At 46.2% G+C, this 26,413-nt stretch carries 23 protein-coding genes; 22 read left to right on the top strand and 1 reads right to left on the bottom strand.

The window, feature by feature from the left end; all coding sequences use genetic code 11:
* Positions 1-54: 54 nt before the first annotated feature.
* The 18 genes from purH (at position 55) to LPY66_RS14930 (ending at position 21,983) form a co-directional block, all read left to right on the top strand.
* Positions 55-1,596, top strand: coding sequence for a bifunctional phosphoribosylaminoimidazolecarboxamide formyltransferase/IMP cyclohydrolase (gene purH / locus LPY66_RS15015; protein ID WP_337985068.1), 1,542 nt, complete (start codon positions 55-57; stop codon positions 1,594-1,596).
* 143 nt (positions 1,597-1,739) lie between these two features.
* Entirely contained in the window at positions 1,740-3,026 is a 1,287-nt protein-coding gene (purD, locus tag LPY66_RS15010; RefSeq protein WP_337985067.1) for a phosphoribosylamine--glycine ligase, read from the top strand.
* Between the two features lie 99 nt (positions 3,027-3,125).
* Positions 3,126-5,135 (top strand): TaqI-like C-terminal specificity domain-containing protein, encoded by a 2,010-nt coding sequence (locus tag LPY66_RS15005; RefSeq protein ID WP_337985066.1) that lies wholly within the window; start codon positions 3,126-3,128, stop codon positions 5,133-5,135.
* A 668-nt stretch (positions 5,136-5,803) separates the two neighbouring features.
* Positions 5,804-8,146, top strand: a complete 2,343-nt coding sequence (gene priA / locus LPY66_RS15000) for a primosomal protein N' (RefSeq protein WP_337985065.1) — start codon at positions 5,804-5,806, stop codon at positions 8,144-8,146.
* A 165-nt stretch (positions 8,147-8,311) separates the two neighbouring features.
* A complete protein-coding gene (gene def / locus LPY66_RS14995) occupies positions 8,312-8,764 on the top strand; it encodes a peptide deformylase (protein WP_337985064.1) in 453 nt (150 codons plus the stop codon).
* A gap of 16 nt (positions 8,765-8,780) precedes the next feature.
* Complete coding sequence (gene fmt / locus LPY66_RS14990) at positions 8,781-9,725, top strand: methionyl-tRNA formyltransferase (protein WP_337985063.1); 945 nt, start codon at positions 8,781-8,783, stop codon at positions 9,723-9,725.
* Between the two features lie 160 nt (positions 9,726-9,885).
* The gene (locus LPY66_RS14985) at positions 9,886-10,581 is read left to right on the top strand and encodes a zinc metallopeptidase (RefSeq protein ID WP_337985062.1); all 696 of its coding nucleotides are present in this window, start codon (positions 9,886-9,888) and stop codon (positions 10,579-10,581) included.
* 160 nt (positions 10,582-10,741) lie between these two features.
* Positions 10,742-12,115: a 16S rRNA (cytosine(967)-C(5))-methyltransferase RsmB gene (gene rsmB / locus LPY66_RS14980; RefSeq protein WP_337988108.1), complete on the top strand. Its 1,374-nt coding sequence runs from the start codon at positions 10,742-10,744 to the stop codon at positions 12,113-12,115.
* Positions 12,116-12,134: 19 nt separating this feature from the next.
* On the top strand, positions 12,135-13,226 hold the full coding sequence (gene rlmN / locus LPY66_RS14975) for a 23S rRNA (adenine(2503)-C(2))-methyltransferase RlmN (RefSeq protein ID WP_337988107.1): 1,092 nt from the start codon (positions 12,135-12,137) through the stop codon (positions 13,224-13,226).
* Positions 13,204-14,001: an FhaA domain-containing protein gene (locus tag LPY66_RS14970; protein ID WP_337985061.1), complete on the top strand. Its 798-nt coding sequence runs from the start codon at positions 13,204-13,206 to the stop codon at positions 13,999-14,001. The genes rlmN and LPY66_RS14970 overlap by 23 nt, the downstream gene beginning before the upstream one ends.
* A 1-nt stretch (position 14,002) precedes the next feature.
* Positions 14,003-14,455, top strand: a complete 453-nt coding sequence (locus LPY66_RS14965; RefSeq protein WP_337988106.1) for an FHA domain-containing protein — start codon at positions 14,003-14,005, stop codon at positions 14,453-14,455.
* The gene (locus LPY66_RS14960; protein ID WP_337985060.1) at positions 14,433-15,155 is read left to right on the top strand and encodes a Stp1/IreP family PP2C-type Ser/Thr phosphatase; all 723 of its coding nucleotides are present in this window, start codon (positions 14,433-14,435) and stop codon (positions 15,153-15,155) included. The genes LPY66_RS14965 and LPY66_RS14960 overlap by 23 nt, the downstream gene beginning before the upstream one ends.
* A gap of 2 nt (positions 15,156-15,157) precedes the next feature.
* The gene (locus LPY66_RS14955) at positions 15,158-16,444 is read left to right on the top strand and encodes an FtsW/RodA/SpoVE family cell cycle protein (protein ID WP_337985059.1); all 1,287 of its coding nucleotides are present in this window, start codon (positions 15,158-15,160) and stop codon (positions 16,442-16,444) included.
* Positions 16,441-17,856, top strand: coding sequence for a peptidoglycan D,D-transpeptidase FtsI family protein (locus tag LPY66_RS14950; RefSeq protein WP_337985058.1), 1,416 nt, complete (start codon positions 16,441-16,443; stop codon positions 17,854-17,856). Before LPY66_RS14955 ends, LPY66_RS14950 begins: the two co-directional genes overlap by 4 nt.
* Entirely contained in the window at positions 17,856-19,547 is a 1,692-nt protein-coding gene (pknB, locus tag LPY66_RS14945; protein ID WP_337985057.1) for a Stk1 family PASTA domain-containing Ser/Thr kinase, read from the top strand. Before LPY66_RS14950 ends, pknB begins: the two co-directional genes overlap by 1 nt.
* 152 nt (positions 19,548-19,699) lie before the next feature.
* Positions 19,700-20,569 (top strand): ribosome small subunit-dependent GTPase A, encoded by an 870-nt coding sequence (gene rsgA, locus LPY66_RS14940; protein ID WP_337988105.1) that lies wholly within the window; start codon positions 19,700-19,702, stop codon positions 20,567-20,569.
* Between the two features lie 62 nt (positions 20,570-20,631).
* Positions 20,632-21,324, top strand: coding sequence for a ribulose-phosphate 3-epimerase (gene rpe / locus LPY66_RS14935; protein ID WP_337985056.1), 693 nt, complete (start codon positions 20,632-20,634; stop codon positions 21,322-21,324).
* A gap of 8 nt (positions 21,325-21,332) precedes the next feature.
* Positions 21,333-21,983: a thiamine diphosphokinase gene (locus tag LPY66_RS14930; RefSeq protein WP_337985055.1), complete on the top strand. Its 651-nt coding sequence runs from the start codon at positions 21,333-21,335 to the stop codon at positions 21,981-21,983.
* 163 nt (positions 21,984-22,146) lie between these two features.
* Here LPY66_RS14930 and rpmB read toward each other — a convergent pair whose 3' ends face one another.
* Positions 22,147-22,338: a 50S ribosomal protein L28 gene (rpmB, locus tag LPY66_RS14925; RefSeq protein ID WP_337985054.1), complete on the bottom strand. Its 192-nt coding sequence runs from the start codon at positions 22,336-22,338 to the stop codon at positions 22,147-22,149.
* A gap of 224 nt (positions 22,339-22,562) precedes the next feature.
* Here rpmB and LPY66_RS14920 point away from each other — a divergent pair, with 224 nt between their 5' ends.
* The 4 genes from LPY66_RS14920 (at position 22,563) to sdaAA (ending at position 26,385) form a co-directional block, all read left to right on the top strand.
* Positions 22,563-22,919, top strand: coding sequence for an Asp23/Gls24 family envelope stress response protein (locus LPY66_RS14920; RefSeq protein ID WP_337985053.1), 357 nt, complete (start codon positions 22,563-22,565; stop codon positions 22,917-22,919).
* Between the two features lie 106 nt (positions 22,920-23,025).
* Complete coding sequence (locus LPY66_RS14915; RefSeq protein ID WP_337988104.1) at positions 23,026-24,705, top strand: DAK2 domain-containing protein; 1,680 nt, start codon at positions 23,026-23,028, stop codon at positions 24,703-24,705.
* A 106-nt stretch (positions 24,706-24,811) separates the two neighbouring features.
* Positions 24,812-25,483 carry an L-serine ammonia-lyase, iron-sulfur-dependent subunit beta gene (gene sdaAB, locus LPY66_RS14910; protein ID WP_337985052.1) on the top strand — a complete coding sequence of 224 codons (672 nt, stop codon included), beginning with the start codon at positions 24,812-24,814 and terminating at the stop codon, positions 25,481-25,483.
* 26 nt (positions 25,484-25,509) lie between these two features.
* Positions 25,510-26,385 carry an L-serine ammonia-lyase, iron-sulfur-dependent, subunit alpha gene (gene sdaAA, locus LPY66_RS14905; protein WP_337985051.1) on the top strand — a complete coding sequence of 292 codons (876 nt, stop codon included), beginning with the start codon at positions 25,510-25,512 and terminating at the stop codon, positions 26,383-26,385.
* Positions 26,386-26,413: the final 28 nt, after the last annotated feature.

Genomic DNA, 26,413 nt, shown 5'->3' with positions numbered 1-26,413 from the left:
ACGTTTTGTTGTAAATCGTGGTTGGTTTACCGGCAAATGGATGGAGGTTATCGCATGAAAAAGAAAGCAGTATTGAGTGTTTCGGATAAAACTGGAATTATTGAATTTGCAGCTGGGCTGGTTCAACAGGAGTACGAACTGATTTCGACAGGCGGTACATATAAGACGTTGCAAGAAGCCAATATTCCCGTTAAATATGTGACGGAGATCACCGGATTTCCGGAAATACTGGATGGCAGGGTCAAAACACTGCATCCAAAAATCCATGGCGGTATTCTGGCCATCGATAGCGAAAAACACAGAAGCCAATGTGAAGAAAACGGCATTGACTTTATTGACCTGGTGTGTGTCAATCTTTACCCGTTCCGCGAAACGATCGCTAAGGAAGGGGTAACCTTTGAAGAAGCCATTGAGAATATTGATATTGGCGGACCGACCATGGTTCGTTCAGCGGCGAAGAATCATAGCAGAGTAACGATCGTCGTTAACCCTGATAACTATACCAAAGTCCTATCTAGCCTGAAAGAAAATGGAGCGATCCCATCCGGGATGCGCAAAGAACTCGCAGCGGAAGCATTTGCCCATACGGCAGAATACGACCGTTTGATTGCCGGATATTTGGAAGGGCAGATTAACACGAAGGATTATTTTCCGAAGCAGCTGCGTTTATCCGCAGCGAAAGTCCAGGATCTGCGCTACGGTGAAAACCCCAGTCAGCAGGCGGCATTTTATGCCGATCCCGAAGCAGGCAAAGGCACCTTGGCTTATGGAAAACAACTGCAGGGCAAGGAACTGTCCTATAATAACTGGATGGATATGGACGCGGCCTGGCGGATTGCGGCGGAATATGAGCAAACGGCGTGTGTCATTATTAAGCATACAAACCCATGCGGGGTCGCGCTGGGAAGCTCTGTTCAAGAAGCGTACGAAAGGGCATTGGCCGCGGACCCGGTTTCTGCTTATGGCGGGATCATCGCCTTGAATAGAGTCATCGATGAGAACACAGCCATGGTTATGAAAGAGAAATTTTATGAAGTCATCCTTGCACCCGATTTTAGTCCGAAAGCTCTGGAAATCCTCTCGGCCAAAGTGAATCTCCGTCTCTTTGCAGTTGGTCGGGAAGAATGCTGCAAAACACGTGGCTGGAAGATCCGCACAGTCAACGGCGGTTTTCTGGTACAGGATGAAGACAATGGAACAACGCCGGTCACCGAATGGGTAACCGTCACCGAGGCGAAGCCGACGCCGGAGGATCTGGCTGAACTGGAGTTTGCCTGGAAGACCTGCAAACATGTGAAATCCAATGCCATCACTGTCTCGGCAAACCGTCAGATAATCGGAGTCGGTGCCGGTCAGATGAATCGGGTCGGGTCTGCCCGGATTGCTTTAGAGCAGTCCGGAGAAAAAGCGAAAGGCGCCTATATGGCTTCAGATGCTTACTTTCCGTTCCCGGACTCCGTGGAACTGGCGCAATCTTATGGTATTAAGGCTATTGTTCATCCCGGCGGTTCCATTCGAGACCAGGAAGTCATCGCTGCGGCTGACCGTTTAGGGGTGATCATCGTTCATACCGGCCGAAGACATTTTCAACATTAAAATCTCTAAAACCTGATAACAGCTTATCGGATTGAGTGGTACAATCCTGTTCATCACGGTATTAATTACTCTGAATACGTCTGTTGTTAATAAGTTTCTTTTAAGATACGATTCTTTTCAAATACCGATTGAGGTGGATGTAAATGACAAACGTAAATACTCATGATACTAACGGAAAGAACATATTGATTGTCGGCTCGGGAGGCAGGGAGCATGCCTTAGCTTGGAAAATCAATCAGAGCAGTTTGTGCAGAAAACTGTATGTCGCTCCGGGTAATGCCGGCACGGGCGAATGGAATATTCCGATCAAAGCGAACGATATCCAAAGCCTTGTTCATTTTGCCAAAACCGAGCGTATTGATCTGACAATTGTTGGGCCAGAAGAACCACTCAGTTTGGGTATTGTCAACGCGTTTCAGGCTGAAGGGCTTCGGATTTTTGGGCCATCCCAAGCAGCGGCTTTTCTCGAAAGCAGTAAAGCTTTTGCTAAGGAAATCATGGATGCTGCCAAGGTGCCAACGGCAGCATACCAAACCTTTGTCGATAAAAAGATGGCAGAGCAATACATACGTGATATCGGCGCTCCGATAGTTATTAAAGCAGACGGTCTGGCCGCCGGTAAGGGTGTTATTGTCGCTGCAACATTAGACGAAGCGCTTGATGGCTTGGATACGATTATGGGGGGCGCTTTTGGTTCAGCCGGTGAAAAAGTGGTTGTCGAAGAATTCCTTGAAGGACCGGAAGTCAGCCTGTTATGTTTTTGCGACGGGGATAGAGCCTTGCCGATGACACCGGTTCAGGATCATAAGCGCGCATTGGACGGTGATCAAGGCCTCAATACGGGAGGAATGGGGACATACAGTCCTCCGCCATTCTGGACTAAAGACTTGGAAGCAGAAGTAATTCGGACGATTGCCCAACCGACTCTAGATGTCATGCGCGAAAGAGGAACGCCGTTTACCGGGATATTATTCCTTGGGTTGATGATCACGGTCAAGGGTCCAAAACTATTAGAATACAATGTTCGATTTGGCGATCCGGAGACCCAGGTCGTTATGACGTTATTAAAGTCTGACCTCATCCCGATATTTGAAGCCTGTATCGACGGCCGGTTAGAAAATATCGGTATCGAATGGTTGGACGGTACAGCCGTATGTGTTGTAATGGCGGCACCAGGTTATCCGGGGGAATACACCAAGGGAATCGTCATTAAACTCCCTGAAACTAAGGATAGTCAAGTCATATTCCATGCAGGTACCAAGATGGATCAAGGTGAACTTGTCAGTTCCGGCGGCAGGGTTCTCGGTGTGACCGCCAGAGGAGAATCGATTGTTGCTGCTCGGAAAGAAGCGTATGCTTTAGTAGAAAAAATCGTCTTTCCGAACGCGCATTATCGTACGGATATCGGCATCAAAGGACTTGCGGAGTAGAAAGGGTCACTAATCTCTCCATCCGAAATTGCGTGATGTATATAACACCATCAAGCGAAGCAACGTTGTCTCGGGAATTGGGCATAGTACTTTTATAACATGAAATTTGGTGGTGACTCATTGGATAAGGATGCTGAATCTTTCAACACAAACCATGGTAATAGATTAATCACAGCAAAACAAGCGGCTGAGATCTTGGAGATATCCTATGCCAGTATCCGAAATTGGACACGGTATGGATATCTTCAGCCGATTGATATGGCGAAGCGATCCTTTCTCTTAACGGATGTCCTGAATTTAAAAAAGAAGATCGCCGACGGAAACATTCGGCGATTGCGTAAAAGGGCTAATAAAGTCAGTGCCGACAGGATGTTTGCTCCCGTCGAATATATCGAGGCCGATGGAAATCAAACGCTGATCCTCGCGCTGATCGATTATCTTATCTCTCGCCAAGTGGAAAGAAGCGTCGCTGTTTTTCTTTTGGCCCTGAATCTATTTTGCAGCACAGAAGAAATTTACTGTCGAGATCTTCAGCGCATTCTTCAGTTTCCAAGGGAAATTTTTCGCAGGTCAGCTGTTTATCAGGAGCTGTACGCGTATTATGCTGACATTCCAGCTTATATTTTTCATGAAAAACAGGACGATGAAGTCTATGATTATTTATTCAACCTTCCCTTGCCGACTGGGTGTGAGGTGCTAGGAATAGTCTACCAGGCACTCACTCACGAAGGGGAAAAAGCCAGATCAGGCTCTTACTTTACCCCAGTGGAGATTGTAAAAGATGCGGTTCAAGGCAACATTCAAAAAGGCCAAAGGGTTTTAGATCCCTGCTGCGGCACGGGTCAGTTCCTTTTGGCTTTTGCGCGTACCATCGACAATCCGGAAAACATCTGGGGAATGGATCTGGATTTAAATGCGGTGCGGATCGCTCGCCTTAATCTTCTGCTCTATTATGCGAGGGATTTCCGACCGAATATATTTCACTGCGACACATTGAAACACTATGCGTTACAGCAAGCGGTGGATGAACCAGCGGCCCACTATGATTTTATTGCGACAAACCCCCCGTGGGGCGCCGATATCGATGGCGATATTGTCAGACAGTTGGCGGTGGTGTTTCCGGAGATCACTTCCGGGGAGTCCTTTTCTTATTTTCTTAGAGGGAGCATCGCGCTTTTAAAGGATGGGGGGACAGCGTCTTTCATCTTACCCGAATCGCTGTTGAATGTACGGCTGCATAGTGATATACGGGAGTATATTCTAAAAAATTGCCGCATAAATAAAATTGAATATTTGGGAAGACGGTTCCAGCATGTTTTTTCATCCGTTATTCGGATTGACATACAAAAGTCGACACCGTTATATGATGATGAAAATGCCGCTGATGTACTTGTAAGATTCCCCGATAAGGAATACCGGATCTCGCAAAAACGATTTTTGAATAATCCGGGGTTTGTGATCGATATCTTTCTGTCTTTGCAGGATGAAGTGATATTACGCAAGGTATATACAGCAGCGCATACCACGTTAAAAAATCAAGCCGATTGGGCATTGGGGATCGTAACCGGCGACAACCAGAGACATCTATGTAAAACGATGGTTCCTAAAATGGAACCGGTCTATAAAGGCTCGGATGTTAAACGATTTACATTGAAAGCACCAACAACTTATATTCGGTTTACTCCGCAGGACTATCAGCAGGTGGCGCCAGTGTATAAGTACCGCGCAAAAGAGAAGCTCATCTATCGCTTCATTTCGAGCCAACTTATTTTTGCTTATGACAACACGGGCTGTCTGACACTGAACAGTGCCAATATCCTAATACCGAAAATAGAGAACTATCCTGTCAAGGTAATTTTGGCCTTGTTCAATAGTTCTCTTTATCAATTCATTTTTGCCAGGAAATATCATACATTGAAAATATTACGGGGCGATTTGGAGCGGCTCCCGCTGCCACTGTGGACAGAAGCTGTTTTCAGTCATATAGTGGGTTTGGCCGATAAGATGATTAATGGATCAGATCACTATGCTGAATTGGATGATTATATTATGGCTCAGTTTGGTTTAACATCAGAGGAAAGTGACTATATAAAAACTAATTTGACCTAATTTTGACCTGAATATAAAGAAAGTAGCCACAAAACAGTGTTTTGTGGCTTTAGTATATTTAAAAGGGAGGACGTTTAACAAAATAAGTAAAGTGATTGTCGAATTTATATGTCCAGTGGTATATGAATCTTGGCGGGGTCAATTCGTGTATAGTAGTGTGTCTGTTCTGTAATAAATCTGCCAGCTGTTAATGAAGAATGAAGTGGATGTTTTAATAACCCCGCCAAGTACTGGACGATCAATGGATCAGCAGCGAAGAACACAAATGATGAGTGCACCTTGGCTTAGATCCGAAGTTTGCTTTTATGGTATCATCCCGAACGGTTATCGTTTGTTGTCCTGTATAACCTTGTATAACCTTGTATAACCTTGTATAACCTTGTATAACCTTGTATATACCGGATGATGTTTTTAGTATAACGCTCTTTTTGGAATAGGTCAATAGTATTTTAGATATTTTTTTGATATTTTTTTGATTTTTTTATTCTAACATCATTTAGATAAAGATTTAAGATTCAAAGGCATCTGCGCATTCTCAGGTATTTTAAAATCACATTTTTGATTTTGTTCTACTGAATCAAGCGTGAAATATCTGCTATAATTTAATTGTCATGTGTATTATGAACCAATAACCGTATTAAGCAGCAATGTAAGGGGGCTTTCGAGAATTGGCTGGTTTTGCAGAGGTGCTGGTGGACGTTGCCAATAGGCGACTAGATCAAAGCTTTCATTATTCTATTCCCCATGATATGTCTATACAAGCTGGTATGATGGTCGTTGTCCCTCTAAAAAACAGAAAGGTTCGGGGTTTGGTCGTGAGTACGACAACGGAGCCACCGGTATTTGACAGCGAAACCAAATTCCGGGCGATTGAGGAAATTCTTGAAGAGAATTCTCTTATACCGCAGGAATTGATCCAATTAGCCTGTTGGCTTTCGGAAACAACCATTTGCCCGGTTGCTCAGGCACTTCATACCGTCTGGCCTTTTCTGAAAGGGAAAGCGGAAACGTGGTACTTTCCAAATGCAGCCCTGCATGATGAAGAGGTACAGGTGCTTAAGCTGTTGGACCCGGAAACGTATAACGTTTTAATGTTTCTGAATCGCGCCAGACGCGGGGGGCTTCCGGAAAGCGATTTAACTAAGAAAACGGGTGTTGGCAATGCCCTGCTTGAAGAAATGCTCAAACAGGGCTGGATTAAGAAGGAAGTACGAAATACCGGAGCAAGCCGCGTTTATTATGGGTCTTCAGAAACGCGCAGTGCCGATATACAAAACAAAAAAGACACATCACCTAAGCAAATCACAGTGAAGGATAGTTTAAAATCAGATATATCACACGGTGTTATCCAGGGAAAGTCATCTGTAGGCACGAACAACAGATCACTTTCCCCTGCTCAGGAGAATGCCTTGGATAAGATATCCGGATTCTATTCGAACAGGGAATTTGGGACTGTCCTGTTACATGGGGTTACCGGAAGCGGCAAGACAGAGGTCTATCAAGAGCTTACAGCTCGGATTCTGGATGACGGCGGCGATGCGATCATTTTGGTGCCCGAGATTTCGTTGACATCCCAAATAGCCCGGATATTTACAGAAAAGTTTGGGGAAAAGGTTGCTGTCATTCATTCGGGAATCGGTGCAACCGATAAATTGGCACTTTGGCAGAATGTCCTGGAAGGGAAGAAACGAATCATTATTGGAGCACGATCAGCCGTTTTTGCGCCGTTGCCCAATCTTAAACTGATTATTATGGACGAAGAACACGATAATGCCTATAAACAGGACGAAAATCCGAAGTACCATGCCAGAGATGTTGCCCGCAGACGGATGGAGGAAAAGAACGGGCTCGTCGTGCTTGGCAGTGCAACCCCATCACTGGAGGCATTTGCGGCAGCACAAACGCAGAAAATTGGCTACGTAAGCCTTCGGGAACGTTTCAATAAGCGATCGTTACCAACGGTTGAGATCGTGGATATGAAGCAGGAACTGGCGGGCGGCAATAAGACGATGTTCTCTTTGGCCCTCCGGAATAAGCTCCAGGATCGCATTGAACGCGGTGAACAAAGTATCCTTTTCTTAAATCGCCGCGGATATTCGACATTTGTTTTTTGTCGGGAATGCGGTTATGTCGCACGCTGCCCTCATTGCGATGTTTCTCTGACCTACCACACGCATAGTCAGCAGCTCCGCTGTCATTACTGTAATTATCAACAAGATGTCTTTCATCACTGTCCGGAGTGCAATAGCCGTTACATCCGATTTTTTGGACAGGGAACGCAAAAGGTTGAGGAGGAGGTTAGCGCGTTATTTCCGGGGATTCAAGTCTTACGGCTTGACGCCGATACAACAGCGGGGTCTCAACGCTACAAGCAAATTCTAGACCGTTTCCGCAGGCAAGAGGCACCGATTTTAGTCGGAACCCAGATGCTGGCCAAAGGCCTGGATTTCCCGAATGTGACCTTAGTCGGTGTTATTTCGGCCGATCAGCTTTTCAATATGCCCGATTTTCGTTCCAGAGAAAGAGCTTTCCAATTGTTGACGCAGGTGGCCGGACGCGCAGGACGCGGCAGCAAAGACGGTGAAGTGCTGATTCAGACGTATTCCCCTGAGGAGCGATCCATTTTGCTTGCTGCCAATCAAGATTATGAAGCCTTTTTTTGGGAAGAAATCGCTTACCGGAAAAAACAAAGTTATCCGCCTTTCTCGCATATCATCCGAATCATGCTTTTTCATGAGAAGGAAGATCGTGTGATTAAAGCAGCCCACGAATTAGCGGGGTCCCTGCGTCAAAAGCTAGGGGAGAAGGAACGGGAAAAATATGATTTGCTTGGACCTGCACCGGCAATCTTGACACGCATAAAAAATGAATTTCGATGGCAGCTTTCGGTTAAAGGTAAAAATCCAAGCATCCTGCGCCGGATCGTTCATGAGGGTGTCCATGATTTTTACCGCACCCCCGCCAGTTCAGGCATTAAATTGAGTATCGAGGCCGACCCGCTGACGTCATAAGAACAGATACCACTTGTTTTATTGTAATGGATCACGGAATTACGGATAGTCCCCTTACTTGCCACAAACAATGGCCGGAGATAAAATTGAATATGCGCATGGCAAAAGGTATAATATACACACACTTCATATCATTAAAATTCAAGGAGAAGGGACGGATGGACTATGGCCATTTATCAAATAGTACGTATCGGCGAAGAAATATTGAGGGAACAAGCGGTCGAGGTACCTAAATTAACGCCAAATATCCATAAGTTGCTTGATAACATGGCAGAGACGATGTATAAGGCGAAGGGAGTAGGTTTAGCCGCTCCGCAGGTCGGAGTTCCGAAAAGAGTCATTGTCGTCGATGCCGGGGACGGGTTAAGGGAGTTTGTTAATCCGGTTATTATAAAAAAGTCCGGAGAAGCAATGGACCAGGAAGGCTGTTTAAGTGTTCCCAATACGTATGGTGATGTCAAAAGAGCTACGCGACTTGTAGTCAGCGCGCTTGACCGAAACGGCGAGAAGTTTGATCTGGAAGCGGAAGGATTTTTGGCCAGGGTTATCCAACATGAAACAGATCACCTTGATGGGATCTTATTTGTTGATATTGCTGAAAAACTATATGATAACTGATACAGGATGTGACAGTATGCGAATTGTGTTTATGGGAACACCGGATTTTGCAGTGCCTGCACTTGAAGCCCTGTACAAAGCAGGACACGCGATCTCCGGCGTATTTACCCAACCGGATAGACCTTCAGGCAGAGGAAATAAAATAAAGGCTAGTCCGGTTAAAGTCTTTGCTGAAGAGAACGGACTCGCTGTTTATCAGCCAGCCAAAATCAAATCACCGGAAGCAGTCACTCTGCTCAAAAGTCTTGAGCCGGAGTGTATCGTTGTTGTTGCTTTTGGACAGCTTTTGTCCAAGGAAATATTGGCGATACCTGCTTACGGATGTATCAATGTACACGCGTCTTTGCTTCCGGCATACCGCGGAGCAGCTCCTGTTCACTGGGCGGTCCTGAACGGCGAAACTAAGACTGGCGTGACAACCATGCTCATGGATGCAGGACTTGATACGGGCGATATGCTGCTGTGCAGGGATTATCCGATTTCGAGCGAAGCGACGACGGGTGAATTATATGACGTACTAGCCCGGATGGGGGCGGAGCTTATCCTGGAAACATTAGACGGCCTTGTTGCGGGGAAGATCAAACCGACCCCCCAACCGGAACAATTTACATATGCCCCACTTTTGACACGGGAACATGAACAGATTGCGTGGTCTTGGCATGCCGAACAGATCCATAACCGTATCCGCGGTCTGAATCCTTGGCCCGGCGCATTTACATTCTTCCGCGGAGAACAGGTAAAGATATGGCAAAGCAGTGTAGCTGCTCAGCAATTAGGCTGGGATACACCAGCGGAGAAGATCCCCGGATTGATTATTGGGTTGGAAAATGGCGCCTTAGCCGTGCAGACCGGTTCAGGAATCCTCTATGTTCAAGAGCTGCAGCCGGCGGGAAAAAAGAGAATGCATGCGCCGGATTTCTATAACGGATATCGGCTAAAGTCGGGGGAGATTTTCGGTTAACACGCAAAGTGGGAAAATCATAATTTTAAGCAAAATCTCAGCTGAAATGGATATACTTTCAGTATTAACAAAGACAAACAAAGATACTGAACCAGATACTCACCATTTCATTAAACTATTATTTGTGTAGCTCGCGGAATTTTCGCGAAGGAGGTTCATCATGATATTTCCCTTATTTGACTCGACAATTATCCTGCTGATACCGGCCATTATCCTGACCATTTATGCTCAGGTCAAAATCAGCAGTGCCTATGGAAAATATTCCCAAGTCAGAAGCAACTCAGGCAGGACCGGCGCGGATATAGCCCGTGCCCTTCTGGATGAGAATGGGCTGTATGATGTCAAAGTGGAGCAGGTGGCTGGACATCTGACAGACCACTATGACCCCCGGACGCAAGTCGTCCGTTTAAGCAGCGGTGTCTATAACAGCACGTCTATTGCTGCTCTGGCTGTGGCCGCTCACGAAACAGGCCATGCGGTCCAGCACGCGGATGGGTATGTCCCATTAAAGCTTCGGAGCGCGTTTGTTCCGATTGCTTCCTTTGGCAGTAATGTCGGCCCCATTCTGATTATTCTCGGTTTATTTCTGACGCAAACGTCATTTTTGTTAACTCTGGGGATTTATCTTTTTGCATTTGCCGTCCTGTTCCAAATCGTTACTTTGCCTGTGGAATACAACGCCAGTAACCGGGCGCTTGCCTTTCTGGGCAACAGCGGCATCATCGCCGACAGAGACGAAATGCACGGCGCGCAGAAGATGCTTAGTGCAGCAGCGTTGACGTATGTGGCTGCGGCATTGACAGCAATCCTGACGTTATTGCGATTTGTGCTAATTGCCCAGAGCAGAGACGATTAACGTTCGTAAACATGAAATTACGCGGGGGATTTCCTTTCTGCCATGCGGTTATGGTATAATTACTATGGTAAAATCCTCTAAGAATATTGAAGCAATGGTAGAAATCATGATACACAAAAATAATAACGGTCCCGGAAAGCAAAATGAATTCAAGGATCACATGCGTGATCAACGAAAAGTAAACGACGCACGGCTATTAGCCGTGCGTATTCTTACGAGGGTAGAGAAAGAAGGCGCGTATGCCAACCTGCTGCTGCGCTCGCAATTACCTGTATTGTCCCAGCCCCGTGATCGTAACCTGGCCACGGCTCTGGTCAATGGGGTCCTAAAAAACAAGCTGCTTTTGGACTATGCCTTGCGTAGGCACCTAGCCAAGCCAATGTCTGCGCTGCCGCATGAAATCAGAGCCAACTTAAGAGTGGGGATATTTCAAATTCTTTTCATGGATAAAATCCCTGTTTCTGCGGCCATTAACGAAAGTGTGGAAATTGTCCGTATCGTTGGCAAGGAATCCCTTGTTCCGCTGGTGAACAGTGTTTTGCGTAAAGCGGCCGATATGGCCTGGAATTTTCAGTGGCCTGACCCGATGAAAGATACGGTTCGCTATCTTTCCGTTCGCTATTCTCATCCTGAATGGATGGTCAAGCGTTGGCTCTCACGGATGGGACGTGAGGAAACCGAGGCTTTGCTAATGGCCAACAATGAGCCCTCGCCGACAACAATCCGGATTAACACGCTAAAAACAACAAGAGATACACTGATCAGGGACTTAAAAGAAAAGGGCATTATGGTCGGGCAAGAGTCCATTGTTCCCGAATGCCTGGTCATTGAAGATCACGGTAGTTTGGAACAGCTTGATGAATTCAGGAACGGCTTATTTACAGTTCAGGATCAGAGTTCCCAAATAGTTGCCCACATTCTGGGTGTCAGAGAAAATGAACGTGTACTGGATGTCTGCAGCGCACCCGGAGGAAAAACAACGCATATGGCACAGCTTATGGCCAATAAAGGCACCATTATTGCAGTAGACCAATATGCGCAGAAGTTGAATCTTGTCGATGAACTTGCGGAGCGTTTAGGAATCACGATGATTACGACGTTGGAAGGGGATGCACGTGAATTGCCGAATAGTTTGGCACAATTTGACCGTGTTCTTGTCGATGCACCCTGTTCCGGACTTGGAGTCATTCGCAGGAGAGCCGATCTTCGCTGGCAAAAGAGTGAAGAGGAAATAAAGAAACTGCCGGAGCTCCAGCTGGCCATATTGCTCAAAGCAGCAGAACATGTACGACCGGGTGGTGTCCTCGTTTATTCGACGTGTACCATCGAACCGGAAGAGAATTTCGAAATCGTCAAGGCCTTTCGTCAGCTTCGGCCTGAATTTTCCTCTGTCGATATAACGCAGGATCTTCCGTTTGACATCACGGATGACAGAGATCGCAAACAGCTGCACAAAGGGGTATGGCAAATTATGCCCCATATCCACCATATGGATGGCTTTTTCTTAGCGAAGTTTCAACGGCTATGTTTATAAACAGTGAATTGGGTGAATAATACAAAGTATGGAAAAGCTGGATTGTCGGGGATACCTTGAGGACGAGCTGGCGGAGGTATGCCTGCAGAATGGATTAAAAAAGTACAGGGCGAATCAACTTTTCAACTGGATCAATCAAAAATCAGCCCAGCACTGGGACGAAATCAAGAATATCGGAAAAGCGGACAGAGATACACTTAACCGGATCTTTACACTGAAGCCTTTGGAAATAATGCGGATTCAGCAGTCGAAAGATGGTACTCGCAAGTTTTTATTCCAACTGGCGGATGGCGAAACGATTGAAACTGTCTTGATGGATTACACCAATCTGGACAGCCGAGACCGACAGACTGTCTGTGTTTCAACACAGGTAGGATGCCCGGTTGGATGTTCGTTCTGCGCTACCGGGATGGCTGGTTTTCGCCGGAATCTAACTGTCGGTGAGATCACAGGACAAATTCTTGATGTAACCCGTTATCTTCAGCAGGAGGATCCTGAATTTAAGGTTACCAATATTGTTTATATGGGAATGGGTGAACCTTTTCTTAATTATGAGGCTGTCATGAAAGCAATCGGGATACTTAACAGTGAGAATGGACAAAAGATTGGCATGCGCCGGGTGACTATTTCAACAAGCGGCATTGTTCCGAAAATCCTTAAACTCGCCGAAGACAATCCTCAGGTGGGACTTGCAGTATCACTGCATGCCGCCAGTAACAAGGTCCGCGATCGTCTGGTACCGATTAACAAACGTTATCCTTTAGCCCAGTTGATGGAGGCCTGCCGGGTTTATTCCACTCAGACAAATCGCCGGGTCACGTTTGAAATGGCGTTGAATGAAACGAATGCCTCGAAGGAAGAAGCCATGGCGTTAGTATCTCTTTTGCACGGAATGCTCGCCCATGTTAATCTGATCCCGGTCAATCCGGTTTTCGGCAGCGGAATCCAGCGGCCATCCAAAGAGAAGATCACAGATTTCAAAAGGACTTTGGAAGCAGGGAATATCCCGGTTTCGATCAGGGAGGAAAAAGGACTGGATATTGATGCAGCCTGCGGACAATTGAGACAGCGTTTGGAGAGTGAGATCGATGAGTCTGTTAAACCGAGTTGAATCGGCAGCGGAATACGTAATAACCTACTTTTTTCGTAAATCAGCGGGTCCGATTCAGCCTGTTCATATAGCCCATGAGCTGGTTAGGGTAATGCTCAAGAATAGACAGGTCAGCATTTCTCATGTTTATGTACCGAATATCTACCGGGTGCACTTATGTCCGTCAGATCATCAAACCATGGTCTGCTTCGGTGAGACGTTTTTAACTGAACTAGCAAAATTTATTTATGATGAAGGTACACGGCAAGGGTATACATTTCTTACACTTCCTATCGTTGAAATCAAGCCTGCTGATGAGTTAGCCCTCGGGCTCATTAAGATTGGTGTTGAATTTAATGATACGGCGGTAGCTAAATGGCAAATTGACGATGATAATCGCCGTGATACGTCGGAAGACATGGAAAAAACCACTGTGTTGCCGGACGGTGTCGGATTATTAAGGGCATTAGCACACACTGACAGCAGGAAAAGCCTTCCTTATCTCGAAGTTATTAAGGGAGATGAGAAGGGTAGCATCTACCCCATCAATAAGGATGAATGCGTCATTGGCCGTCAGCAGGATTGTGATATCGCCGTATTGGATCTGGAAATCTCCCGTTACCACTTAAAGCTTTTTAAAGAAAATAACCGATGGTTTGTTCAGGATCTAGGCAGTACAAATGGTACATATCTCAATAAATTAAGAGTCGATAGGTATCGGTTAAATCCTGGTGATCGAATAAAAGCTGGGCAAACGCAGTTTGGGTTTTATCTGGATAGTAAAGTCGGTGATTGAAGTGCAAATGTTATCGGTTTTGGGAAGGGTCATTTTTGTATCCTTCATCTATCTTTTTCTCATACGGATATTGACGGTTATGCTGGCGGACCTGCAGACAAGAGGCGTTCTGACCAAAGCAGAGTCCGGCATTGGATGCTTGGAGATTATCAGCGGAACAGATAAACTTCCTAAAGGGCGCAAGATTAAAATAGATTCCCATGGCCTTTCTATTGGCAGAGGGAAACATAACGATATCGTAGTTCCCGATCATTATTGCTCACTGGACCATGCAGAATTTAAACACAGTAAGGGAGCGACGACTCTGGAGGATGTCGGGAGTACAAACGGCACCTGGGTAAACGGCGAACGAATCCATTCCCAGGTACAACTGGTCGCCGGAGACTTTATCAAGATCGGCAGTATTACCTTTGTATATTCGAGGTGGAGAGATGAAAGCAGCAAAGATTCATGAAACCGGTTGTGTAAGAAAGAACAACGAAGATAATTATCTTATTATGCCGGAGGAGTCCCTGTGTGCTGTGGCAGATGGTATGGGCGGGCATAATGCCGGTGAAATCGCTTCCGGGATCGCTATTGCTCAATTGAGAGTACAAGCGATGAAACTTCAGGATGTTACTGATCACGACTTTCAGAAATGGATGATCGAAGCAGTCAAACAGGCGAATAGCGAAGTATACGAGGTCTCATTGAAGACGGAAGGAACTCAGGGGATGGGGACAACGTTAACGGTACTTCTTGTCCGTGGTGACAAGGCGATCATTGGCCATGTCGGTGACAGCAGGATCTATTTATGGCGCAACAATACCCTTTCTCTCATTTCGGAAGATCATTCCATGGTGAATGAACTGGTTCGTCTCGGTGAACTCACTGAGGAAAATGCCAGAAACCATCCGCACAAAAACGTATTGTCAAGGGCACTTGGTGTTGACAGCCAAATTGATGTTGATTGTTATCAGTTGGAAACCCAGCCGGACGATGTTTTCCTGCTATGTACGGACGGTTTTTCCAACGAACTGGGGGAAGAGGAGATAGCGGCAGAGTTTTCCGTTCTCAGACCGCTGGAGGAGCATTTGGATATCCTCAAGCGGCTTGTTTTGAAACGGGGAGCTCCGGACAATTTTACAGCCGTGTGCTGTGTGATGGAGCGATAATAATGCTAAAGAGTCTTTCTCTGAGAGCGATAACTCTATCCATTCTATGGATCGGTTTAGGTGTCCTGAAATTGAATGATATGGCGGAAAATGGCTTATTGCTGCAAGGCGCTATATTCTCCGTTTTAATTATTGCCGGTTCTTTGTTTGAACTTTTTTACCATTATCAAGGGGATAAGTATCTGTTGCCGACAGTTCAGACCATTATGGTTATTGGGTTAGTTTTTTTAGTCCGAATCAATCCTTCCAGAGCAGAAACGCAGTTTTTATGGGCAAACTTAGGCATGATTGTATTTTATGTCGTATTTCTTATTCTCAGAGATTATCGCAAGCTCGGTGAATATCAATACCTTTGGGGAATGCTTGCGTTGCTGTTGCTCCTGGTGACCCTGGTATTTGGTACAACACTGAACGGAGCCAAGAGTTGGATTTCCTTTGGGGTCAGGGGATTTCAGCCTGAGGAACTTGTCAAGGTTGCTCTGTTGCTGTTTTTGGCGTCTTATCTAGGCAAAAATAAAGAACTTCTGCGTTTTGGAACCGTACAGGTGGGCCGGATATCATTGCCGGATATCCATACGGTAGGGCCGTTTCTATTTATTGGTGTAATCGTTCTTGGTCTCTTAGGAGCTCAAAAGAGTTTGGGTACAGCTCTGGTGTTTTTTCTGCTGATGGTATTCATTATGTACTTGGTTACGGAGAGGGTATTATACCTTGTCGCGTCCATTCCACTGATACTAGTGACCGGGGCAATAGGCTATCTCTTGTTTGGCCATGTCCGTGTCAGAGTAGCCGCATGGATCGATCCATGGGCTGATCCAACAGGTGGATCTTTTCAAATCGCCCAATCGATATTTGCCATCAGCGGAGGCCGATTACTGGGGACCGGATTGGGAAATGGCATTGGCGCCTATCAGATCCCGTATGGTGATACCGACTTTATTTTCGCTGTCATTGCGGAAGAACTGGGCTTTTTAGGCGCGATGGCGGTGATAAGCCTATTTATTATTGTCGTCCTGCGCTGTTTTGCAGTCAGTGTCAGAGCCGGCGACAGGTTCGGGCAGATTTTGTCGGCTGGTATCGGGATTCTTATCGGGGTTGAGGCGTTGATCATTCTCGCGGGCGTGACAAAAATGCTGCCGTTAACGGGACTCCCTTTGCCCTGGGTCAGTTATGGGGGCAGCTCTATGGTTGTCCATTTTATGCTATTAGGCATTCTTGCTAATATTTCGCATCATTCCTCGTTTGTACTGAATGAAATACCCATTGGAAAGCGGGTGAATGCATTATGACGAAGGGAATTCGCAACATTGCGCTGATAATGGTTTTCAGCTTCGTATTCTTAAGCCTGGGGCTTGCGTATTGGCAGGTTGTCAATGCGGACACGATGCTGGACAACCCCGCGAACCGCCGCGCCGTTTTTCTGGAAAAGAGAATAACAAGGGGAAGTATTTATGATCGAAATGGTGTTGTCCTGGCAAAGACAGTTGGTACCGGCGAAAATAAATTCCGTGAATACCCCCTGGGTGAAATGTTTCAGCCGCTGATAGGCTATGCGACGGTACAATACGGATCTGCCGGACTGGAAGCAACCGAAGCCGAGACGCTCTTGGGAATCAATGATAAATCGATATTGCGAAAAATACAAAATACCTTTGAGTTGAAGCGGACCGGCAACGACGTGGTACTGACTTTGGATGCCCGTTTGCAGGAAACTGCCTATGAAGGGCTGAAAGGCAAAACAGGAGCGGTTGTCGCTATCGATCCCCAAAACGGGGATGTATTGGCTCTGGTAAGCCAGCCGAGTTATGATGCCACAACATTGGAAGCCGAATGGGACGCGATCCTGGCCCGGCAAAACAGCCCTTTGCTGAATCATGCCTTTTCTCTTTTTCCGCCAGGCTCAACGATGAAGATCGTCACTTCCGGCGCTATTTTCCGCGCCGGTTTAGATACAACGGAGCTTTTTAAGTGCGAGGGAAAAACCGTCATCAATGGGCAGACGATTCCGGAACAAAATGGGAAAGTGCATGGATGGGTCAATTACGATCTGGCACTGGCGTACTCCTGTAACACGTATTTTGCACAATACGGTATTAAAGCCGGTGCTCAGAACTTTTTAAAAGCACTGTCTGACTTTGGTTTTGGTCAAGATATTCCGTTTGAGCTCTATGTACCTCCGAGTTCTGTAACTAACGAGGATCCCTTACCGCAGACATTGGGTGCGAATCTTTTGGCGTCGAGTGCCTTTGGGCAAGGTGAAGTCATGGTGAGTCCTTTTCATATGGCGTTGATCACAGCAGGTGTCGCCAATAACGGAAAAATAATGGCCCCACATTTGATTGACAGCGTGCTTGATTCCAAGCAAAATAGAATATATAAACGCACGCCGGAAATTTGGCTGTCACCTTTAAGTGAAAGTAATGCCGAAATAATTAAAAGCGGTATGATCTTAGCGGTCAATAAAGGATCGGCTGCCCCCGGCGCGTTGCCTGACGTCCAAGTTGCAGCGAAAACCGGTTCAGCTGAAACGGGAGGAAACGAGGATACACACGCATGGTATGTGGCATTTGCTCCCGCCGACGATCCGAAAATAGCGGTTGCCGTATTAGTTGAACATGGAGGAACCGGAAGCGGTGCTGCCGCCCCGATCGCTAAAGCAGTTATTGAAAAAGCACTTGAATTGAGAGAAGGTGAAAACTAATGGAGAAGATTTTTGGAGGAAGATATCAAATAGAAGAAAAAATCGGAGCCGGCGGAATGGCGATCGTATATAGAGCGAAGGATATGCTGCTGAACCGAACTGTTGCTATCAAGGTATTAAGAGAACAGTTCGCTTCCGATGAAGGGTTTATCCGGCGTTTTCGCCGCGAGGCCCAGTCAGCGGCCAGCCTCTCCCACCATAATATTGTATCAATATACGATGTGGGTAAAGATGATAATAATGAATATATTGTGATGGAATATGTCAAAGGACAAACACTGAAGGATCTTATTCGCACGCATGCGCCTCTTTCCCAGGAGCAGGCTATCCATATTGTACGTCAAATCGCAGAGGCTCTGAAACATGCGCATATCAATAACATTATCCATCGTGACATCAAACCGCAGAATATACTTGTCACAGCAGACGGAAGAGCGAAAGTGACTGATTTTGGAATCGCTCGGGCAGCGTCGGCTTCAACGCTCACCCATACAGGAGATATTGTTGGGTCTGTTCATTATTTATCACCCGAACAGGCGAAAGGAGCTCCGACAACAGCCCAATCCGATATCTATTCTTTAGGAATCATCCTGTATGAGCTTATTGCCGGGAAGCTTCCCTACGACGGTGATACGCCGATTACCATTGCCTTAAAGCATATTCAGGAAGAAGTCGAACTTCCCGGTAAGCTCGTTCCCGGCGTAAGCCCGGAATTGGAAACTGTTATCATGAAAGCACTTGCCAAATCACCGGAAGATCGCTATAAAAACGCTGTGGATTTTTTAGAAGACCTCCATAAAGTTGAAGCCGGAGAGACGATTGTATGGGAAAAAGGCAGCCTGAATGAAAAACGTGACACAATGCAGACCCAGGTTCATAAGGGGCTTCGGGAAAAAGTAGTTTCCGGTGAAAAAAAGGATAACAAAGCCTTGCTCAAAAATAAAAAGTTTTATCAGAAGATACCTATGCCGGTGTTAGCCGTATTGATCCTGGTTGTTATCGTTAGTGTCGTATTGGGCATGTGGATATTTACCCATAGTAAGTCGGTCCCGGTACCGGATCTCACCGGGATGACCCAAGAAGAGGCAAGAACGGAGTTGGCCAAAGTACGTTTGTCTTTGGGAGATGTCGATTATGCTTTCAGTGATAATGAAACGGATAAGGATAAAGTAATCAATCAGGAATATAAACCCAAACAAGAGGTAAAAGCGGGAAGAAAGATCGGCGTAACCATAAGCAAGGGCGTAGAATATTTAGTCATGCCGGATGTCACGATAGGAAATCCCACTTTGGATGATGCCATTGCGAAGATACTCGCTGTCGGGTTTCTGAGGGAACAAATCGAGGTCAAGGAAACAACCAGTGCTATCGTTCCTGAAGGGAAAGTATTTGGTCAATCACCGGCACAGGGATCGACCTGGGCAAAAATAAGTACCAGTAAGATCGAATTATATGTGAGCAGCGGGATTATTCAATCGCTGACAGTCATGCCCGATGTGCGCAACTACTCTTCCGATTTGGCAACAAAAATTCTTAAGGAGTTTAAGCTCATTGTGATTCCTCAGACTGAAACGTCCTATGACTTCCCGGAAGGCGCGGTGATCCGAACCAATCCGGCTCCGGGACAACCGGTTCATCAGGGATCGGAAGTTACTATTTATGTTTCGCTGGGACCCGGGCCGGCAGCATAGGTTAACGCGATGCTATACCCAATTAAACGCGTATTGCTTTGAATAACGATTATCGGTCATTGAAAAGGACCTTGTACTCAACGATGTTAGAAGAACAAACGCAAGGCATACGTATATCGAATAAAGAATATGAAGAAGAAAGTTGTGTATTTATGCTGCTTCAGGGAACATTGATGAAAGGATATGCCGGATTTTATTATGTCTATGCCGATGACCGGGTGTGGGAATGCTCCCTGCGCGGTCGTTTTCGCGTCAAGAAGCAGGATTTTATCCCCGGTGACAAAGTCCAGATCCTTCCCGGCACCGAAAGTAAAGGCACGATTGAAAATGTAATGGAGCGAAAGAATGTTTTAGTCAGGCCGAATATCGCCAATGTGGATCAGGCTATGCTGGTGTTTGCTTTGGCAACTCCGGATCCGGACTATAATCTATTAGATCGCCTGTTGGTTCAAATCACTAAGGCAGGGATAGAACCACTCATCGTCTTCACTAAGGCTGATCTCATAGCCAGAGACAGTACACCGGCTGTCGATTACCGCACTATCGGTTATCGAACAATACCGATCTCAAGTAAGACGGGTCAGGGCATATCAGAAGTCATTCAAGAACTCAAGGGCAAAGTAACTGTTTTGGCGGGCCCATCCGGTACCGGAAAGTCCAGCCTCATCAACGCCCTCAATCCGGGACTGATTCTAAAGACTGGGGCAGTCAGTCAAAAGATAGGCAGGGGAAAGCATACGACCCGCCATGTCGAACTTTTATCGGTTGCCGGCGGGCTTGTCGCAGATACCCCGGGGTTTTCTTCACTTTATCTGCCTAAAATGAAAAGAGAAGAACTGCAGGATTATTTTCCTGAGTTTTCCCCCTATAAGCGAAATTGCCGTTTTGCGAGCTGCATGCATGATAAAGAACCAGATTGTGCTGTTAAAGAGGCATTAAGTAATTTGGATATTCCTGCGTCACGGTATGACCATTACACGACGTTCCTAAAAGAAGTGATTGAAAACGAACAGCGATACTAAAAAGGATTTCCGCAGATAATGAAGAATTATAGCTATAGTTGCTCATGCTAAGGAGGATTTTTATGGCACTGACCGTTGCTCCGTCGATTTTGTCTGCCGATTTCGCCAAACTGGGCGAAGATGTAAGTCTCGTTGAGAAGGCTGGCATTGACATTCTGCATATTGATATCATGGATGGACATTTTGTCCCTAATATTACTATCGGCCCCCCAGTCGTCGCGTCTTTGCGCAGAGTATCGACATTGGAATTTGATGTCCATTTGATGATAGAAAACCCGGAAAGATACGTCGAGGACTTTGTCAAAGCAGGGGCAGACAGTATTACAGTTCACGCTGAATCAACACGACATTTACACAGACTTATTCAACAGATCAAGTCACTGGGGGTGAATGTCGGTGTGGCAATCAATCCGGCTACACCCTTGGATGTACTCACATACGTTCTTCAGGAATTGGATATTGTATTACTCATGACAGTCAATCCCGGCTTTGGCGGGCAGAAATTCATTCAAGAAGTCCTGCCAAAGATCGTCGCTTTATCGGAAATCCTAAAAGAGGTCAATCCACTTTGCCGGATTGAAGTCGATGGTGGTATCAATAAGGATACAGCACGGCTTGTCAGTAAAGCCGGCGCTGAAATTCTGGTGGCCGGCGCAGCTGTTTTTTCGTCACCTGACCCGAAACAGGCCATCGCGGATATTTTAGATGCAGGCAGAGAAGAACAGATCACTGTGCGTAAAAAGAAAAAACAATGAGGGAAATCATGAAGACAGCAGTAATGGCCAATGGCGAATGGGATTTCGAATGGGGACGCAGCGAACTGGATAAGAGCAAGATTGCGATGTTGATTTGTGCCGACGGCGGGGGAAACCTTGCCATTGCGTCAGGAAGATTGCCGGATATTCTTGTCGGTGATCTGGACTCCATTACCGATGACAACCTGGAGCGATGTATAAAAGGCCATACAGAAATAAAAAAATATCCCAAGGAAAAAGATGAGACCGATTTGGAGCTGGCCGTGGCCTATGCGGAAATGGTGTTAAAATCCACCGCCACGCCTCAGAGTGAGATTATCCTTTATGCGGCCGGGGGAAAGCGCATGGATCATTTAATGGGCAATATCTCATTGATGATCGGCTATGCGCAAAAAGGACTGAGACTGAAGATGAAAGATAAACAATCGGAAGCCTGGGTCATGGTACCTGGCAAGGAAATAATCAAAGGCAACATAGGGCAGCAATTGTCCATCGTCCCTTTATCGGATTACGCTTGTATTTCAGCCGAAGGGTTATATTATGAATTGGATCGATTAAATCTGGCGCAGCATTCTCCGCGTGGGATCAGTAATGTATTTACGCATGAGGAAATAACTATAGAGATACATGAGGGCAAAGCGTTGATTTACCGTCTGTAATCAACACATACCACAATGAGAAAACCGCGATCGGAATAGTGGTATCGCTGTATAGCGGTATAGAAGATAACGCTATATATCGAAATGTTGCTATTAATGTAAAATACCCCAGCTAGTAAAAAGCCGGGGTTGTCTTAATCCAACACAGTCAGATGATTAATCATTATATTGCGCGTTTAACTTTTCCGGAACGCAGGCATCTCGTGCAGACTTTGACATGGGTGGGAGTACCGTTCACTACAGCACGGACACGCTGGAGGTTCGGTTTCCAGGTACGCTTGGAGCGAATGTGGGAGTGACTGACACTCATCCCGGAAGAAACTCCTTTTCCGCATACTTCACAAATATTTGCCATGATTTACTACCTCCTTTTCACCCCAAATGACACTTATACAGTTTAGCAGAAGATAAAAGAATTGGCAAGAGCAGTTTAATTATCTTTATTATTTGACGAAAGCCCAGTGCGTATATTATCCTATTTTTATCATAGCGAATTAATTAAATTCAACAGCTGATAAAAAATGAACAAAAGGGCACCGATTCTGTATAGATTATACTGGAGAAAGCGAGGGTTACAAAATGGCCAAGCTGATGGAGACAAAATTGGGAAACATCGATATCTCTGAAGACGTGATTGCTACGATCTCAGGGGCAGCGGCAATCGAATGCTACGGACTAGTTGGTATGGCGTCCCGGAAACTGTCAGATGGTGTTTCCGGACTGCTTAAACGAGAGAATTTATCCAAAGGGGTCATCGTAACTCTTCAAGAGGACGAACTTATTATTGATCTTAATATTATTGTGGGATATGGCGTCAAAATATCGGAAGTCGCCTCCAATGTCATGGATAGAGTACGCTATACGGTTGAAACAATGACCGGACTGAAAGTATCCGAAGTCAACGTCAATGTGCAGGGTGTAAGATTCTTAGAATAAGAGTTATCCCTGATCATAGAGATCACACGATGAGTAGGAGGAAAATTTTTTGAATGCCGTGTCTGAAACGAAAACAGAAAAAATTGACGGTAATGTATTAAAAGATATGTTGCGATCGGGGTCTCACCTTCTGGAACAAAGAAAGAAAGAAATCGATGCCTTGAATGTTTTTCCTGTCCCTGATGGGGATACAGGGACAAATATGAATTTGACATTTAAGGCGGCATCCCAGGCCGCAGATAAAAATACCGGAAAATCCGTGCATGAGATTGCTGCTGCCGCTTCTTTAGGGTCTTTAATGGGAGCGAGAGGTAACTCGGGTGTTATTCTGTCCCAAATCATGCGGGGAATTGCCAAAGGATTGGAAGGGCTTGATGAAGCCAATTCTATCCAAGTGGCTCATGCCCTCCAGGCAGGGGTGGAAACAGCTTACCGCGCGGTCATGAAACCGGTAGAGGGAACCATACTCACTGTTTCCAGGGAAACTGCCAGAGGGGCATTAAATAAGGCTAAAAGCGGAACAACGGATATTCTTGAGGTACTGCGGGCAGGATGTGAAAAAGGCGAGGAAACGTTAGCCAAGACACCCGAGATGCTGCCGGCACTAAAACAGGCAGGGGTAGTCGATGCCGGCGGGCAAGGGTTTTTAACTATTCTTTATGGGTGGATAGCAGTACTCGAAGGAAATAAAATTCCAGGCGTACCAGAGCAGGAATACGCGATAGAGACGCGTGAAGCAACCGGGATCGTTGCGATCGGGGATTTAGAATACCCTTATTGTACAGAGTTCTTAGTAAAAGGAAGTAAACTTGATCCCGAGGTTATCAGGCAGGAATTATTAGGCAATGGAGACTGCCTTTTGGTCGTTGGCACCGATGACGTGGTCAAAATTCATATCCATTCTAAAAATCCGGGTAATATTCTGAGTATCGCAATCAAATATGGTTCTCTCCATGAAGTTCAGATTCATAATATGCTTGCTCAGAACGAGCATGCTGCGCATGAAGCCAAAGAAACATCGGATAGTACAACTACTGAAGAATTATACGCAGAGAATACCTCGGAGAATCTAAGCGGTGGTGGTATCGATTCTGAAAAGGAAGCTCCTCAAGAGGCAGCAGCGATCAAAGAATATGGTATCGTCTCAGTCGCAATGGGTGAGGGAATTGCCAAGATTTTTGAGAGTTTGGGTGTCGATGAAGTGGTATTCGGTGGACAGACCATGAATCCAAGCACCAATGATTTGGCTGAAGCGGCCCGGAAGGTACCGGCACGAAAAGTATTTATCCTCCCTAATAACAGCAATATTATCATGGCGGCCGGACAAGTTAATGAGCTCATTACGGATAAAGACGTTATGGTTATACCGACAAAATCAATTCCCCAGGCTATCGCAGCTCTTCTGGCGTTTAATTCTGACAGTTCGATTGATGAAAACGCTGAAATGATGTCGGAGGTGCTGACCCATGTCAGTTCAGGTGAAGTCACCTATGCCGTTCGTGACTCGCAATTCGGTGATTTAGAAATAGCCGAAGGGGATATTCTCGGACTCATTGAGGGAACAATAACCACAACAGGCCGAGAAATTCTCGACGTTGCCAAAAATGTCCTGGAAGGGATGCACTGGCGGGATAAGGATTTGGTAACGATATTTTACGGCAAAGATATGGCTGAAGAAGATGTCAACGTCCTAACCGGGTGGCTCAAAGGCGTAAAACCGGATATTGAAGTCGAAGTCTATTCTGGAAAACAGCCCTTATACTATTATATACTTGGCGTAGAATGAACGTTTAACAGAGACAGGGAGACAGGGGGGAGACAAAGTGACGCTTCTCTTGTCTCCCTTTTTGCTATTTTAAAATTTTATATATCATGCAGAGAGGAGTGGCAATATGAAGGTCAATAGTGTTTTTGATCTGCTGGGACCTGTCATGGTCGGTCCTTCAAGTTCTCATACTGCCGGAGCTGTCCGATTGGCTAACATGGCTGCACAGATACTTGGTAAAAGAGTGAAACAGGCAAAGATTCTTTTACATGGCTCTTTTGCCGAAACAGGGCAGGGACATGGAACGCATTTGGCGTTAATCGCCGGTTTGATGGGCATGTACCCGGATGACGAGCGGATCAGACAAGCCCCATACCTTGCTGAACAGGAAGGGATAACAGTCATTTTTGAATCCGCACATCTGGGTGATGTCCATCCGAATACGGCCAGGTTTTACTTAACGGATGTCGATGGGTCAGAAGCCGTTGTAACTGGAGCTTCACTTGGCGGTGGAAAGATCCGTATAACAGAGGTCAATAGCTTTGAAGTGGAATTTTCCGGAGAGTATCCTGCATTAATTGTTATTTATGCCGATCATCCTGGAATGGTAGCCGATATAACCCGACAACTGGCTGTTCAGGGTATCAATATTGCGCAGATGCGCGTGACCAGAGAAGGAAAAGGACAGGATGCTTTGGCAGTAATCGAAACCGATGAGAAAATCAGCGATGACTTGGTTAGGGAAATTGAGAAGATGCCAATGATCACAAAGACCATGGCTGTTGACAGACTTGGGTGACAAATAGAACCGTAGGAGGTTATGGTATGCGCTCATATCAGGAATTAGTAGAAAGAGCTCTCCAAAAGCAGACGACAATCAGCAGGATTGTTATTGAGGAAGAAAAGACCAGGACGGGGAGGTCCGAAACCGAGCTGGTTGAAAAAATGAAGGCCAATTATACTGTTATGCAGGAATCGGTTGTACAGGGTATGACAGGTACTTGGAAATCACTCTCAGGTTTAACGGGAGGAGATGCCGCACTTTTGGAGAATTATAGACTAAGTGGAAAATCGCTGCTCGGCGACAAGGTGAATCGGGCAGCTGCGAGAGCAATGGCGGTTGCTGAAGTCAATGCAGGCATGGGAAGAATCGTCGCGGCGCCGACAGCAGGTTCATGCGGGGTTCTGCCAGGTGTTCTGCTTACGGTTAATGAGAGCCTTTGCAGAGAAGATGATGCCGTTGTTGCAGCCCTTTTTACGGCAGCAGGGATCGGTATGGTCATTGCTGAACGTGCGAGTGTATCCGGTGCGGAGGGCGGCTGCCAGGCGGAAATTGGTGCGGCAGCCGCCATGTCCGCTGCTGCCGCAGTGGAATTGGCCGGGGGGACGCCGGAACAAACAGCCCATGCCTCGGCGATGGCGCTGAAGAGTTTTCTCGGTCTAGTCTGTGACCCGGTAGCGGGTCTGGTTGAAGTACCGTGTGTCAAACGGAACGCGTCCGCAGCGGTCATTGCACTGACTGCGGCAGAAATGGCTTTAGCCGGGATCAAAAGCGCAATACCGCTGGATGAAGTGATCGATGCCATGGCATCGATTGGAAGAAATATGCCGTGTAGTCTTAAAGAGACAGCGCAAGGAGGCTTAGCGGTAACACCCGCTGCTGAAAAATTACGGGAACGGCTAGTACCTTGCCAACCATAAAACTGACAGGGTACTACATAGACAATGA

The sequence above is a fragment of the Dehalobacter sp. DCM genome, assembly GCF_024972775.1.
Taxonomy (GTDB): Bacteria; Bacillota; Desulfitobacteriia; order Desulfitobacteriales; family Syntrophobotulaceae; genus Dehalobacter.
Note: the sequence above shows the minus strand (reverse complement) of the source record. Positions and strands in the feature narration are given on the sequence as shown.